The sequence below is a fragment of the Priestia sp. SIMBA_032 genome, from assembly GCF_046535215.1.
Classification (GTDB): domain Bacteria; phylum Bacillota; class Bacilli; order Bacillales; family Bacillaceae_H; genus Priestia; species Priestia aryabhattai.
The window spans coordinates 1-236 of the sequence record NZ_JAWRXD010001558.1 but is presented as its reverse complement, the minus strand read 5'-3'; the positions used below and the strand labels follow the sequence as shown (position 1 = coordinate 236).

At 76.3% G+C, this 236-nt stretch carries 1 pseudogene; it reads right to left on the bottom strand.

Annotated elements, in window-relative coordinates:
- A pseudogene (locus SB717_RS39520) lies at window positions 1-236 on the bottom strand (hypothetical protein); the annotation flags it as partial.

Here is a 236-nt window from a genome sequence, read left to right as displayed (position 1 = left end):
CGAGCAGCCAGCGGGCGAAACCGGCGGCCGCCTGGGCCACCAGCACGCGGTTCATCCGGTTGGGGCCGGCGGCGATCGCGCCGCGCAGGCCGGCCGTGCCGAACGCCAGGCGCTCGTCGAAGCGGGAGTGCAGCTCGGCGAGCGCATCGGCAGACCCGGACTCGGCCTCCACGATCAGGGCGTCCAGCTCGTTGCGGGTCTCGGGATCCGGGTCCTGGGCCAGCCAGGCGCGGGCC